Origin of the sequence: Corynebacterium nasicanis (assembly GCF_042658165.1) — a bacterium.
GTDB lineage: Bacteria > Actinomycetota > Actinomycetes > Mycobacteriales > Mycobacteriaceae > Corynebacterium > Corynebacterium nasicanis.
Window position 1 is genome coordinate 54,238 of the sequence record NZ_JBHSQE010000010.1, and the last position, 12,343, is coordinate 66,580.

General features: G+C 69.5%; 11 protein-coding genes, 1 tRNA gene and 1 pseudogene. 5 read left to right on the forward strand and 8 right to left on the reverse strand.

From position 1 onward, the window contains the following. Positions 1–7: 7 nt before the first annotated feature. From ACFPUZ_RS12825 to thrE, 4 genes are read right to left on the reverse strand one after another with little or no spacing between them, the layout of a single operon-like run. Positions 8–433: an META domain-containing protein gene (locus ACFPUZ_RS12825; RefSeq protein WP_377002330.1), complete on the reverse strand. Its 426-nt coding sequence runs from the start codon at positions 431–433 to the stop codon at positions 8–10. Then, complete coding sequence (locus ACFPUZ_RS12830; protein ID WP_377002331.1) at positions 430–1,815, reverse strand: alpha,alpha-trehalose-phosphate synthase (UDP-forming); 1,386 nt, start codon at positions 1,813–1,815, stop codon at positions 430–432. Before ACFPUZ_RS12830 ends, ACFPUZ_RS12825 begins: the two co-directional genes overlap by 4 nt. A gap of 8 nt (positions 1,816–1,823) precedes the next feature. Then, complete coding sequence (locus ACFPUZ_RS12835) at positions 1,824–2,141, reverse strand: hypothetical protein (protein ID WP_377002332.1); 318 nt, start codon at positions 2,139–2,141, stop codon at positions 1,824–1,826. Between the two features lie 52 nt (positions 2,142–2,193). Next, entirely contained in the window at positions 2,194–3,675 is a 1,482-nt protein-coding gene (gene thrE, locus ACFPUZ_RS12840) for a threonine/serine exporter ThrE (RefSeq protein WP_377002333.1), read from the reverse strand. 86 nt (positions 3,676–3,761) lie between these two features. Here thrE and ACFPUZ_RS12845 point away from each other — a divergent pair. From ACFPUZ_RS12845 to ACFPUZ_RS12855, 3 genes and pseudogenes are all read left to right on the forward strand, one after another. Beyond that, positions 3,762–3,834, forward strand: a tRNA-Thr gene (locus tag ACFPUZ_RS12845). 121 nt (positions 3,835–3,955) lie between these two features. Then, positions 3,956–4,072: pseudogene (locus ACFPUZ_RS12850) on the forward strand (slipin family protein); the annotation flags it as partial. A gap of 41 nt (positions 4,073–4,113) precedes the next feature. Then, a complete protein-coding gene (locus tag ACFPUZ_RS12855) occupies positions 4,114–5,079 on the forward strand; it encodes a diaminopimelate dehydrogenase (RefSeq protein WP_377002334.1) in 966 nt (321 codons plus the stop codon). Here ACFPUZ_RS12855 and ACFPUZ_RS12860 read toward each other — a convergent pair. Genes ACFPUZ_RS12860 through ACFPUZ_RS12870 form a run of 3 tightly spaced genes read right to left on the reverse strand, consistent with a single transcriptional unit; the run spans position 5,060 to position 8,288 of the window. Then, entirely contained in the window at positions 5,060–6,352 is a 1,293-nt protein-coding gene (locus ACFPUZ_RS12860) for an MFS transporter (protein WP_377002335.1), read from the reverse strand. The two genes, ACFPUZ_RS12855 and ACFPUZ_RS12860, sit on opposite strands and share 20 nt — an antisense overlap. Before the next feature lie 9 nt (positions 6,353–6,361). After that, complete coding sequence (locus tag ACFPUZ_RS12865; protein ID WP_377002336.1) at positions 6,362–6,877, reverse strand: TetR/AcrR family transcriptional regulator; 516 nt, start codon at positions 6,875–6,877, stop codon at positions 6,362–6,364. Beyond that, entirely contained in the window at positions 6,864–8,288 is a 1,425-nt protein-coding gene (locus ACFPUZ_RS12870) for an MFS transporter (protein ID WP_377002337.1), read from the reverse strand. Before ACFPUZ_RS12870 ends, ACFPUZ_RS12865 begins: the two co-directional genes overlap by 14 nt. A gap of 71 nt (positions 8,289–8,359) precedes the next feature. Between ACFPUZ_RS12870 and ACFPUZ_RS12875 the strand changes: the two genes are divergently transcribed. Both ACFPUZ_RS12875 and ACFPUZ_RS12880 read left to right on the forward strand, forming a co-directional pair. Next, positions 8,360–10,105: a pyruvate dehydrogenase gene (locus tag ACFPUZ_RS12875; RefSeq protein WP_377002338.1), complete on the forward strand. Its 1,746-nt coding sequence runs from the start codon at positions 8,360–8,362 to the stop codon at positions 10,103–10,105. A 30-nt stretch (positions 10,106–10,135) separates the two neighbouring features. Next, the gene (locus ACFPUZ_RS12880; RefSeq protein ID WP_377002339.1) at positions 10,136–11,137 is read left to right on the forward strand and encodes an alanine racemase; all 1,002 of its coding nucleotides are present in this window, start codon (positions 10,136–10,138) and stop codon (positions 11,135–11,137) included. On the opposite strand, the gene ACFPUZ_RS12885 is transcribed toward ACFPUZ_RS12880, so the two are convergent. Then, positions 11,134–12,222 carry an ATP-binding protein gene (locus ACFPUZ_RS12885; RefSeq protein WP_377002340.1) on the reverse strand — a complete coding sequence of 363 codons (1,089 nt, stop codon included), beginning with the start codon at positions 12,220–12,222 and terminating at the stop codon, positions 11,134–11,136. The genes ACFPUZ_RS12880 and ACFPUZ_RS12885 overlap by 4 nt on opposite strands. Positions 12,223–12,343 lie beyond the last annotated feature (121 nt).

The window sequence follows — 12,343 nt, forward strand, 5'->3', positions numbered from 1 at the left end:
CCCAATATTAGAGCGCGGCGAGACCGATGGCCGGAGGATCGACGGCGTCGGAACGCGCCGTGAGGGTGAGGGAACGCCCCGCGTGGTGCACCGCGAACTCCGCGCCCGGGCGCAGCAGCTCCGTGAGCTGCCCGTGGGTCCGCTCGGCGGGGCAGTCGGCGGCCGCGGGGTCGACCTCGAGGTGGTCGATGCTTAAGGTCTCGCCGTCCTCGCTGAAGGTGACCGTGCCCTGCAGGCGCGAGCAACCGGTGTTGCCGGACAGGGACTGCCCGCCGAGGGCCAGCCACGCCCGCCCCGCGTCCTGCGGCGGCAGCGTCGAGGGATCGCCCGGGGTGGTCCAGATGTCGGTGACCTGCCAGGTCGTGTCGGAGACCTCGGGCTCGCCGCTGCAGGCCGTCAGAGCGAGGGCGAGGAAGATGAGGGCGCGCTTCACTCCGCCTCCCCGAGGGCGGCGAGGAAGGCGTTGGCCCAGGCGTCGACATCGAACTCGGCCACCTGCGCGTACATGGCCGCCATGCGCTCGGCCATGACCTCCGGGCTGGCCTGCACCGCGGTGAGCAGCGCCCGCTTGATGGACTCCAGGTCGAAAGGGTTGCACAGGTTCGCCTGGTGCAGCTCGACGGCCGCCCCCGCGAACTCGGAGAGCACCAGCGCCCCGCTGCCGTCCGGGTGGCAGGCGACGTACTCCTTGGCCACCAGGTTCATGCCGTCCTTGAAGGGCGTGACCAGCATGACGTCCGCGGCCTCGTAGTAGGTGCGCAGCTCGTTCTTCGGCAGGGACTGGTGCAGGTAGTGCACCACCGGCTGCCCCATGGACCCGAATCGCCCGTTGATGCGTCCCACGGCCTCCTCGACGCGGGAGCGGGCGACCTGGTACTGGTCGATGCGCTCGCGCGAGGGCGTGGCGATCTGCAGCAGCACCGCGCCTTCCAGTGCCCCGGCCTCGAGCAGCTCCTCGAAAGCCAGCAGGCGCTGGAGAATCCCCTTGGTGTAGTCCAGGCGGTCCACGCCGAGGATGACGGTGCTCGGATCACCCAGCGAGGCACGCAGCTTCTCGACGCCCCCGTCCTCCCCCTCGCCGAGCGAGTCGAGGGCGATGGAAATGGGGAAGGCGCCGACGCCGACGCGGCGGCCGTCGTGGGTGGTGACGTGGGCGTCGATACGCCGGGTGGCGGGCTGACCGGTGACGGTGAGCCCCTCCGTGCCGGCGCACAGATCGAGGAAGTTGCGGGCGTTCGACTCGAGGTGGAAACCGATGAGGTCCGCGCCGAGCAGGCCGCGGATGATCTCCTCCCGCCACGGCAGCTGCCGGAAGAGGTCCGCGCCAGGGAAGGGGATGTGGAGGAAGAAGCCGATCCGCAGATCGGGGCGCAGCTGGCGGAGGATGCCGGGCAGCAGCTGCAGCTGGTAATCCTGCACCCACACGGTCGCGCCCTCGGCGGCGACCTCCGCCACCTCCTGGGCGAAACGCAGGTTGACGTCGCGGTACGCCGCCCACCAGTGCCGGTGGTAGACGGGCGTGACGATGAGATCGTGATAGAGCGGCCACAGCGAGGCGTTGGAGAAACCCTCGTAGAAGCCCTCGAAATCGGCGCGGGAGAGGCGCACGGGGTGGAGGAGGACCCCGCTGTCGGTGCGGAAGGGCTCGGGGGCCTCATCCGGCACGCCCGGCCAGCCCACCCAGCAGCCCTGCTGGCGTTCCAGGACAGGGGAGAGCGCGGCGACCAGCCCGCCGGGGCTGGGCGTCCAGGTGCTGCCGTGCAGGTCAACCGGAAGGCGGTTGGCCACGACCACGAAGCTGTTGTCGCCGCTCATGGCTGTACTCAGGCCTTCTTGACCGTCTTCTTGGTCGTCTTCTTGACCGCCTTCTTCACGGTCTTCTTGGTCGTCTTCTTCGTGGCCTTCTTGGCGGCCTTGCGGGTGCGCTTCGCCGGGGCCGGCTCCGGCTCCTCCAGCTCAGCGGCGATACGGGAGTAGACCAGGCCCCGCGGCTCCACGCCGAGCATGCACATCAGGGTCACACCGTCCAGGAAGTCCTGCGCGTACGTGGCGACGATCCGGCGGGCGGAGGCGGCGGTCTCCTCCTCGACGGCATGCAGGGCCTCGGGGGTCGGGCGGGTGTCAGTGACCTTGGGCGGCACGGATCCTCCTGTAAAAGTGGTGGTCAGGGCACAGTAGATTAGCCATTCTACGCTATGGACGCGGAGTTTTCCGCACTCGCCTGGTGGGACGTTCCGCCAGCTGCTGGAACGTCACCCGCCGGGCCCGGCGGAAGGAGCGGTAGGGGCGCAGCGTCGGCGGGCGGCGCAGGCGGGCGGCCACCCACTCGCCGAGGACCACGCCCGCCGCCAGCCCCGAGGCGATGGCCAGGGCGAGGGCGATGTTGGTGAAACCCACCAGCGTCTGCTCGTGCAGCGAGGCGTACATGCCCCGGTAGACCGCCAGCCCGGGCAGGAAGGGTGTGATGCCGGCCACCGCGGTGATGAGCGGCGGGATGAGGAAACGACGCGCCAGCAGGCCGCCGGCCAGACCGACGACGACCGCCGCCAGCGAGGACGCGATGACCGGCCCGGCCCCCGCCGGGATGAGGACGATGTAATAGAAGACCGAACCCGCGGTGGCCGTGATACCTGAGATGAACACCGAGGACCACTCGGCGTAACTGGCGATGGCGAAGCCCGCCGCCGCCAGCCCGCCGCACAGCACGCGGACGCTGATCGACGTGGCGTTCGGCGGGGCGGAGGTCTGCAGGGGCGGCAGGGCGATGCCCATCATGGCGACGAGCTGGATGCCGATACCCACCCCGGCGACGATGGCCCCGGTGAACAGCATCGTCTCGAAGAAGCGTGCCGACGCCGTCACCGGCGCCCCCGTGATCCCGTCCTGCAGCGACTGCACCAGCGTCAACCCCGCCAGCAGGACGATGATGCCCGAGGCGATGACCTGACTGGGTGAGATCTGCAGCCCCTGATCGGCGGCCACAGAATAGATGACCGCCGCCGGGACCGTGGCGATGATCCCGCCGAAGACATTCTGGAAGAAGTAGGGCAGCTGGTGCCGGGCGAGGAAGGTGTTGACCACCATGATGAGCACGGCCGTGAGGAAGGCGGTGCCCACCACGACGGGCCCGCCCCCGAGCAGGCCGGCGACCGAACCGCCCAGCAGGCCCCAGCCCAGGACGGCGGTGACGACTCCGTAGGAGGCGGGGCGGCGGGTGATCTCGTCGAGGATCTTCTCGGCCGTCTCCGGCGGGGTGGCGCCCGCCTGAATGGAGCGGATGAGGCGGTCGACCTCGGAGAGGCGGGAGAAGTCCGTGGTCATCCGGCGCACCACCCGGAACACCGTCACCGGCGTCTTGCGCGTCGTGCCGATCTGCGTGAACGCCGTGATGGTGTTCATCGTGATGTCGACGTGGCAGTAGTGCAGGCCGTAGGCACTGGTCACCGCGTGGATCTGCGTACGGGTGTCCGAGTTCGAGGTACCGGAGGACAACAGCACGTCGCCGATACGGACGGCGAGGTCCATGACGGCGGCGACCTGCGCCTGGTCCGTGAGGTCGACGGGGGCCAGCGGGGAGGGCGGCGGGGCGGCCTTGGCAGCATCAATGGTGGCGATGCGGCCGGAACCGGACAGCAGTGTGCGCACCGATTCCAGGCGGTCAGACAATGAGGGCACGGGCGCCACCCTAGCGCCTGCGCCGGTTTCTATCACCCCCGGGCCCTGCGGTAGCATTTCAGCCAGACGGACCAGGTTCCGTCGGTGCTGGAGTGGCGCAATCGGTAGCGCAACGGTCTTGTAAACCGTAGGTTGCGAGTTCAAGTCTCGTCTCCAGCTCGGATCGCATCATGGTTGCTGGGCGCTTCCGGTTTTCCGGGGCGTTCCCGATTGAACAGGTGCGGGCCGTGGCAGGGCCCTTTCGGGCCTTCGGGTTCAAGTCCCTCCCTCCTCCCACGCCACCCGCGCGCGGCTGGCCAGCGCGAAGGTCCTCGAGCAGAACCCGGTGCTGGCGAAGTTCCGCCTCCTGGAGGCAGTGCCGCCGGGGACCACCCTCGAGGTGCGCCCCGATCCGTAGAATGGGCGACTGACCAGTCCCCAGAATCAGGAGTCAAGCGCATGGCCAATATCAGGATCGCGATCGTCGGTTACGGAAACCTCGGCAAGTCCGTGGAGAAGCTCATCGGACAGCAGCCGGACATGGAGCTGGCGGGTGTCTTCTCCCGCCGCGCCAGCCTGGACACCGAGACCGGCGCCGCCGTCTGGCCCGTCGATGAGTTCGCGTCCTTCCGGGACGATTTCGACGTCGCGGTCCTGTGCCTCGGCTCCGCCACGGACATCCCCGAGCAGGCGCCGGAGTTCATCCGCCACGCCAACACCGTGGACACCTACGACAACCACCGCGACGTCCCCCGCCACCGCGCGGAGATGGACCGCGTGGCCCGGGAGAACGGCACCGTCGCCGTGGTCTCCACCGGCTGGGATCCGGGCATGTTCTCCCTCAACCGCACCATCGGCCAGGCACTCCTGCCGAATGGTCAGCAGCAGACCTTCTGGGGCCCGGGGCTCTCGCAGGGGCACTCCGATGCCGTGCGCCGCATCGCCGGCGTGCACAAGGGCGTCCAGTACACCATCCCCTCCCCGGAGGCTCTCGACGCAGCCCGCAAGGGTGAGGCCGGGCTCACCGGCAAGCAGGCGCACCTGCGCCGTTGCTTCATCGTCGCCGACGAGGCGGATCGCGCGCGCATCGAGGACGAGATCCGCACCATGCCCGACTACTTCGTCGGCTACGAGGTGGAGGTGAACTTCATCGACGAGGCCACCTTCGACGCCGAGCACACCGGCATGCCGCACGGCGGGCACGTCATCACCGCGGGCGACACCGGCGGCTTTGTCCAGTCCATCGAGTACAACCTCGAGCTGGAGCGCAACCCTGACTTCACTGGTGCCGTCGCCCTGGCCTACGCCCGCGCGGCCCACCGCCTGCGCGAGGGCGGGCAGTCCGGCGCCTACACCGTCCTCGAGGTCGCCCCGTACCTCATCTCCCCGACCCCGCTCGAGGAGCTCATCGCGCGCGACGTGTAGTCGGGTCCGCCACGGGCAGGAGCAGGAGGGCGCCGACCAGCAGCACCAGGCCGATGCCGAGGATGCCGTAGCGGTCGGCGCCGCCCACCGTGACGAAGAGGCCGAAGAACACCGGGGAGAGCCAGGACACGGCGCGCCCCGTGGTGACGTAGAGGCCGAAGAGCTGCCCCTCCGTCCCCTCCGGCGCCACGCGGGAGAGGAAGGAGCGGGCGGCGGACTGGGCCGGGCCGACGAACAGGCAGAGCACGAGGCCGAAGATCCAGAACATCGCGGGCCCCTCGACGACGTAGAGCACGGCGGCGGCGCCGATCATGAGTGCCAGCGAGGCGATGATGATGGGCTTGGGGCCGAGGCGGTCGTCGAGGAGCCCGCCGAGCATGGCGCCCGCGGCCGCGGCGACGTTGGCGGCGACGCCGAAGAGCAGCACGTCGCCGGGGGTGAGGCCGTAGACGGTGACGGCGAGGATCGCACCGAAGGTGAACACGCCCGCCAGGCCGTCGCGGAACACGGCGGAGGAGATGAGGAAGTAGACCGCGTTGCGGTCGCTGTGCCAGAGGTCGCGGATGGTGGCGAAGAGGCGTCGATAAGCATCGGCGACCCCCTCCGTCGCGGCGGCGCCCGAGGGGGCGATCTCCGGCACGCGGAAGAGCACCGGCAGGGCGAAGAGGCCGAACCACACCGCCGCGAACACCGCGACCAGACGGATGTTGAGGCCGCCCTCGGTGGGCAGGCCGAAGATCCCGCCCTCGCCGGCGACGAAGCCGAAGTAGCAGATGAGCAGCAGCACGATGCCGCCCGCGTAGCCCATGCCCCAGCCGAAGCCGGAGACGCGCCCCACGTTGTCCGGGGTGGAGATCTGGTTGAGCTGCGCGTAATAGTTGACCTCCGCGAACTCGAAGAGCACGGAGGCCACGGCCATGATGAGGGCGCCGACCCAGAAGTAGACGGGGGCGTCATTGCGCACGAGGAACAGCGAGAGCATCAGCGCCACCGTGACGAATGTCCACACCGCCAGCGAGCGGCGGCGCGTGCCGTGCAGGTCCGAGCGCTGTCCGACGATCGGCGCCACCACCGCGATGAGGACACCCGCCACCGCCATCACCCAGCCGTAGAGCGTGGCCGGTGTGTAGGCAGAATCCAGCGTCGCGCCGACCGAATCCGTGAGGTAGACGGAGAAGATGAAGGTGACCAGAACGGCGTTGAAGGCCGCGGACCCCCAGTCCCACAGGGCCCAGGAGGTGACGGTGACCCGGTCGGTGCGCATGCTGCTCATGAGCGGAGTTTAAGTGGGAATCTGCTCCAGCGCAGCCGCAATGAGCTTCTCCCGCGCGCGGGGGTCGAGGGGGGCGTGGTGGAGGTGGTCGTGCGCCCACAGCCCGTAGGCGATGAGCTGGATGAGGTAGGCGCCGGTGGAATCGGGCTCCGGCATCCAACGCCGGTCGACCTCCGCCCACGCCGCCTGGTAGACGGGGTCGTGGCGGGCGTCGAGGTGCATGAGCAGTTCGGGCAGGTCGGCGGTGCGGCCCATGGAGGTGACCACGGCCCGCAGTCGTTCGGTGGGGCTCAGCTCCGCGGCGGGGGCGCCGGCGAGTTCCTCCAGTTCGCGTTCCCAGGTGGTGGCCAGGTGCCGGTGGATGCCCAGGAGGAGGTCATGGCGGGAGGGGAAGTGGTAGATGATGCCCGACTTGGACAGGCCGGCGGCCGTGGCGAGGGACTCGAAGCTCAGACCCTCGAGGCCGTGCCTGCCGACGAGCTCCACCGCCGTGTCGAGGATGAGGTCACGTTTACTGCGTCGCACCGGCACTCCTGGGGTTGCCGCGGAAGCACCATGCGCTCAGGAGGGCGAACAGGGCCGCCACCGCGGTGATGATCGAGAGGATGAGGAAGTAGGCCGCATCGTAGGCCGCGCCGTCGAGTTCGACGCCCGGGCGCGCGCGCAGGGCGTAGAGCACCGGGAGGAGGGAGCCGAGGATGGCCACGGACAGCAGCGTGCCGAATTCGTAGGACACCGATTCGACGCCGGCGGCCATCCCGGCCCGCCGGACGGGGGCCGAGCCGATGATCGCCGTGGAACTGACGGACATGATCGCGCCCGCACCCGCGCCGACCAGGGCGAGCCCGGTGACGAACAGCGGCAGCACCCCTTGCGAGCCCGCCCACGTGGCCAGGCCCACGCCGCCCGCGACGGCGCCGAAGCCGCCTGCGATGAGCGGGACGAAGCCCACCCGGTGCAGCACCGCCCCGCCGAGCAGGGAGAAGGGGAACGCCGCCAGGGTCACCGCGATGACGAGCAGCCCCGCCTCCAGCGGCGAGTACCCCAGCACCATCTGGAAGCGCTGGGTGGTCAGCAGCTCGAGGCCGGAGACCGCGAACATCGCGCCACCCGCGGCGAGCACGCCGCCGGTGAAGATACGGGAGCGGAAGATGTCGAAGGTGAGTAGCGGATCGTCCAGGCGCCGCTGGCGACGCGCGAACAGCCAGGCGCCCAGCGCGGCCAGCAGCACCGCGGCGATGAGCAGCCCGCCGGGGTGGGAGAGTTCCTTGATGGCCGTGACCAGTGAGCCCAGGGTGAGCAGCGCGTAGAAGGAGCTGAGCGCATCCCAGCGGCGCGCCGGGTTGGGCATGTTCGGCGGCGCGACGGCGATGGTGGCCACGAGGGCGACCACCACCACCGGCACGTTGATGAGGAACACCGAGCCCCACCAGAAGAACTCCAGCAGCAGGCCGCCGACCACCGGGCCGAGCGCCGCGCCGACGACGGCCACCGAGGCCCACACGCCGATGGCGGTGTTGCGCTCGCGCTCATCGGAGAAGGTGAGGCGGATGAGCGCCAGGGTGGCGGGCATCATCGTGGCTGCGCCGAGCCCGAGGAAACCGCGGGCGGCGACGAGGAACCAGGCGCCGGGGGCGAAGGCGGCCGCCAGGGAGGCCGCTCCGAAGATGGCCAGTCCGATGAGGAACATGAGGCGGTGGCCGATGCGGTCGCCGAGGGTGCCCGTCCCCAGGAGCAAGCCGGAGATGACGAGGGCGTAGGCGTTGATGATCCACAGGGCCTGCGTGTCCGTCGCCCCGAGCTGCGCCCGCAGCTCGGGGAGCGCGGTGTAGAGGATCGAGTTGTCGAGCCCCACCATGAGCAGGCCCAGGGAGATGACGAGGAGGAATGTCCATCGCTGGGCCGGGGTGGAGTCCACGTTGTCGAGGTGTGTCACGCCGCGTAACCCTAACGACCGGTCATTACAGTTTCAACTCGGGGCATGCGTCTGCGCGTACGCTCGGGGACATGGCACGTACCTTCGCTCAGCAGCTTGTCGACACCCTCGAGGCCCAGGGGGTGCAACGCATCTACGGCGTCGTCGGGGACAGCCTCAACCCCATCGTCGACGCGATCCACGACTCCTCCATCGAGTGGATCCACGTCCGCAACGAAGAAGCCGCCGCCTTCGCCGCCGGCGCCGAATCCCTCCTCACCGGCGGCCTCGCCGTGTGCGCCGGCTCCTGCGGCCCCGGCAACCTCCACCTCCTGCAGGGGCTTTACGACGCCCACCGCAACGGCGCCCGCGTCCTCGCCCTGGCCTCCCACATCCCCAGCACCCAGATCGGCTCCCACTTCTTCCAGGAGACCCATCCCGAGGTGCTCTTCTCCGAGTGCTCCGGCTACTGCGAGATGGTCAATTCCGCCGACCACGGCGCCCGCCTGCTCCACCACGCCATTCAGTCCACCATGGCCGGAGACGGGGTGTCCGTGCTGGTCATCCCTGGTGACGTGGCGAAGCAGGAGGCAGGCGACCCGATGTTCCTCGACTCCGTCATCGCCACCGGCCGCCCCGTCGTCTTCCCGGACCCCCGCGAGGCCGCCGGGCTGGTGGAGGCCATCAACGCCGCCTCCCGCGTCACGCTCTTCTGCGGCGCGGGCGTGCGGGACGCCCGCGAGCAGGTCCTCGCCCTGGCGGAACGGATCAACGCACCCGTCGGCCACGCCTTCGGCGGCAAGATGCACATCCAGTACGACAACCCCTTCGACGTCGGCATGTCCGGCCTCCTCGGGTACGGGGCCTGCCACGACGCCCTGCACGAGGCCGACCTGGTCATCCTCCTCGGCACCGACTTCCCCTACACCGAGTTCCTGCCCACCGAGAACGTCGCCCAGGTGGACATCAAGGCGCGCAACATCGGCCGCCGCACGACCGTCAAGCATCCGGTGGTCGGTGACGTGGGGGCGACCATCGACAACATCCTCCCGCACATCGACGCCAAACCCGACCGCTCCTTCCTCGACGCGATGCTGCGCAAGCACTGCGACACCCTGGAGAAGGTCGTCCACGCCTACACGCAGGACGTCGACAAGCACACCCCCATCCACCCGGAGTACGTCGCGCACGTCCTCGACGAGCTGGCCGCCGAGGACGCCGTCTTCACCATCGACACCGGCATGTGCAACGTGTGGGCCGCCCGCTACCTCACGCCCAACGGGCGCCGCGCCGAGATCGGGTCCTTCCGCCATGGCACCATGGCCAACGCCCTGCCGCACGCCATCGGCGCGCAGTTCGTCGACCGGAACCGCCAGGTGATCAGCCTCAACGGCGACGGCGGCCTGGGCATGCTCCTCGGCGAGCTGCTCACCGTGAAGCTCCACGACCTCCCGGTGAAGATGGTCGTGTTCAACAACTCCTCCCTCGGCATGGTCAAACTCGAGATGCTCGTCGAGGGCCTGCGCCAGCACGGCACCGACCATGAAGAGGTCGACTACGCGGCCATCGCCGCCGCGGCCGGGATCCATTCCGTGCTTATCGACGACCCCGCCACGCTGCGGGAACAGCTGGCGGCGGCGCTGGCCCACCCGGGTCCCGTGCTTATCGACGTCCGCACCGACCCCGACGCCCTGTCCATTCCGCCGTCCATCACCTGGGAGATGCTCATCGGCTTCTCCCGCGCCGCGACCCGCTCCGTCTTCGGCGGCGGGGTCGGCGACATGGTGCATCTGGCGCGCGCCAACCTGCGCAACATCGGCGCGGCCGGGGCGGTGTAGCAGGTCCGGGACAGGGGTTACCCTGGCGGCATGACCCCCACCGTCCGGATCGACCTCGCCCGCCTCGACGCGAACATCGCCGCGCAACCGGGTCCCCTGCGCCCGCACGTGAAGACGCACAAGATCCTCGAGATCGCCCGGCGTCAACTCGCCGCCGGAGCCCACGGACTCACGGTGGCGACCATCGGCGAGGCGGAGGTCTTCGCCGAGGTCTGCGGGGACCTCTTCATCGCCTATCCCGTCTGGGCGGACAAGCGGCTGCGCGCGCTGGCCGCGCGGGTGCGGCTGAGCGTCGGGTGCGATTCGCTGGCGGCGGCCGAGCGGCTGGTCGGGGTGCCCGCAGGCGTGCTCATCGAGCTCGACTCCGGCCACCACCGCTCCGGCGTCCCCGTCTCCCGGCTGGAGGAGCTGGCCCGCGGGATCCAGGATCTGGGCCTCGACCTGCAGGGAGCGTTCACCTTCCCCGGTCACTCCTACGCCCCGGGTGCCCAGGAGCAGGCCGCCCGCGACGAGGACCAGGCCCTCCGCGCGGCCGGGGAGATCCTGCGCGCGTTGGGCGTGCCGGAGCCGGTGCTCTCCGGCGGCTCAACCCCCTCCGCCCGCTACTCCCGGGTGGCCACCGAACGCCGGCCCGGCGTCTACGTATTCAACGACGCCCAACAACTCGAACTGGGCACCTGCGACTGGTCGGGCATCGCACTGACCGTGGCGGCGCGGGTGGTCTCGCGCCGGGAGGACCTGCACCAGGTGATCGTGGTCGCAGGTTCCAAGATCCTTGGCTCCGACCGGCCCGCCTGGGCCAGCGGATACGGGCGGATCAAGGGGATGGCGGATGCCCGGATCACCGCGCTGTCCGAACACCACGCCACAGTGGCCTGGCCGGCGGGGGAGCGGCTGCCCGCCATCGGGGCGGAGCTGGCCGTGGTGCCCAACCACGTGTGCCTGGTGCTCAACCTCGTCGATGAGGTGGAGGTGGTCTCCGGCGGGCGGGTGGTCGAGCGGTGGCAGGTGGCGGCGCGGGGGAGGAACTAACGGGCGCGGAGGAAGTCGCCAAGGTAGGGGAGGCCGAAGTCCACCAGGCCGTGTCCGCTCGGGGTGATGAGTCCGCGTTCGATGAGGCGCCGACGGTAGGTGGTCTGTTGATTGGTGGGGATGCCCATCGTGGCGGCGATATCACCGGTGGGCGTGGGCGCTCCCGTGGAGGCCATGATCTCGAGGTACTCCCGCTCCCGCTCCGGAAGGCCCCGCAATGCAGGCTGATGGACCTGGATGCCAATCCTTTCGCGCACTTGGGGCAGCGCCCTGCGCACGGAATCCTCACTGATGGCATCTTCGTCTGCGAAGACCCAGGAAATCGAGCCGATGACCTGGATGAGGTAGGCGTATCCCCGGCATGCCGCCACCGCGAGTTGGAGGGCGTCATCAGTGAAGATGCGCCCGCCGGTGCGGGCAGTGGCCTGAAACGTCTCGGAGACGTCAGAATCCGGGAGGGTGCCGAGCTGGATGGGCATGGCACGGCGGAGGAACGTCGTGCCGGGCAGGTCGAGGAGCTCTGCGATCTCGAAAGGCAGTCCAGCAACCGCCAACGCGACGGGGAGTTCATCACGGACCAGATCCTGGAGGGCGTCGCTGAGCAGGTGAAGATCATCAGGGGAGGCGGATTGCAGTTCGTCAAGGGTCAGGAGCAGTCCCGAGTCTCCGGCGGCCAGGAGGGTGCAGGCCTCTCGTAGGCGGGTGCGTAGTGACTCGGTGGGTGGTTGGGACTTCACCTCGGTGGTGAGCGATCCAATTCCGGCGATGGAACCGCCGGTGATGGTCCGCTCCCTCTGTGAACCTCCGAGGTTGCTGAGCAGGTGGGGGAGGGAGACATCGCGGAGCTCTGTGATCATGTCCCGGGAGGCTGGGATCCGGATCACCTGCCAGTGCGCCGTCGTGGCCTCGTCCTCCAGGAGATTGAGCAGAACCGTCTTACCGGTACCGCGGGCACCGCTGATGAGAGTGAATCGGTAGGGGGAACCGGGGCCTTCACGGAGCGCGATGCCTACGTTGGCGACGACGCCGTCGCGGCCGGCGACGACGGCCGGAGTGATCCCGAAGCTCGGGCGGAAAGGATTCATGATACCTCCTGTACGATTTGTACGATATTCATTCTCCTGTACGATTTGTACGATTTCAACTCCGCTGTACGATTTGTACGATTTCGCCGTCCGCCCCACCCTTGCGCTTGACGCCGCGTCA

What these genes read in the sequence shown, in the direction of transcription:
- ACFPUZ_RS12830 (WP_377002331.1), bottom strand. Translation starts at nt 1,815, where the DNA reads ATGAGCGGCGACAACAGCTTCGTGGTCGTGGCCAACCGCCTTCCGGTT.
- ACFPUZ_RS12855 (WP_377002334.1), top strand. Translation starts at nt 4,114, where the DNA reads ATGGCCAATATCAGGATCGCGATCGTCGGTTACGGAAACCTCGGCAAG.
- ACFPUZ_RS12860 (WP_377002335.1), bottom strand. Translation starts at nt 6,352, where the DNA reads ATGAGCAGCATGCGCACCGACCGGGTCACCGTCACCTCCTGGGCCCTG.
- ACFPUZ_RS12875 (WP_377002338.1), top strand. Translation starts at nt 8,360, where the DNA reads ATGGCACGTACCTTCGCTCAGCAGCTTGTCGACACCCTCGAGGCCCAG.
- ACFPUZ_RS12880 (WP_377002339.1), top strand. Translation starts at nt 10,136, where the DNA reads ATGACCCCCACCGTCCGGATCGACCTCGCCCGCCTCGACGCGAACATC.
- ACFPUZ_RS12885 (WP_377002340.1), bottom strand. Translation starts at nt 12,222, where the DNA reads ATGAATCCTTTCCGCCCGAGCTTCGGGATCACTCCGGCCGTCGTCGCC.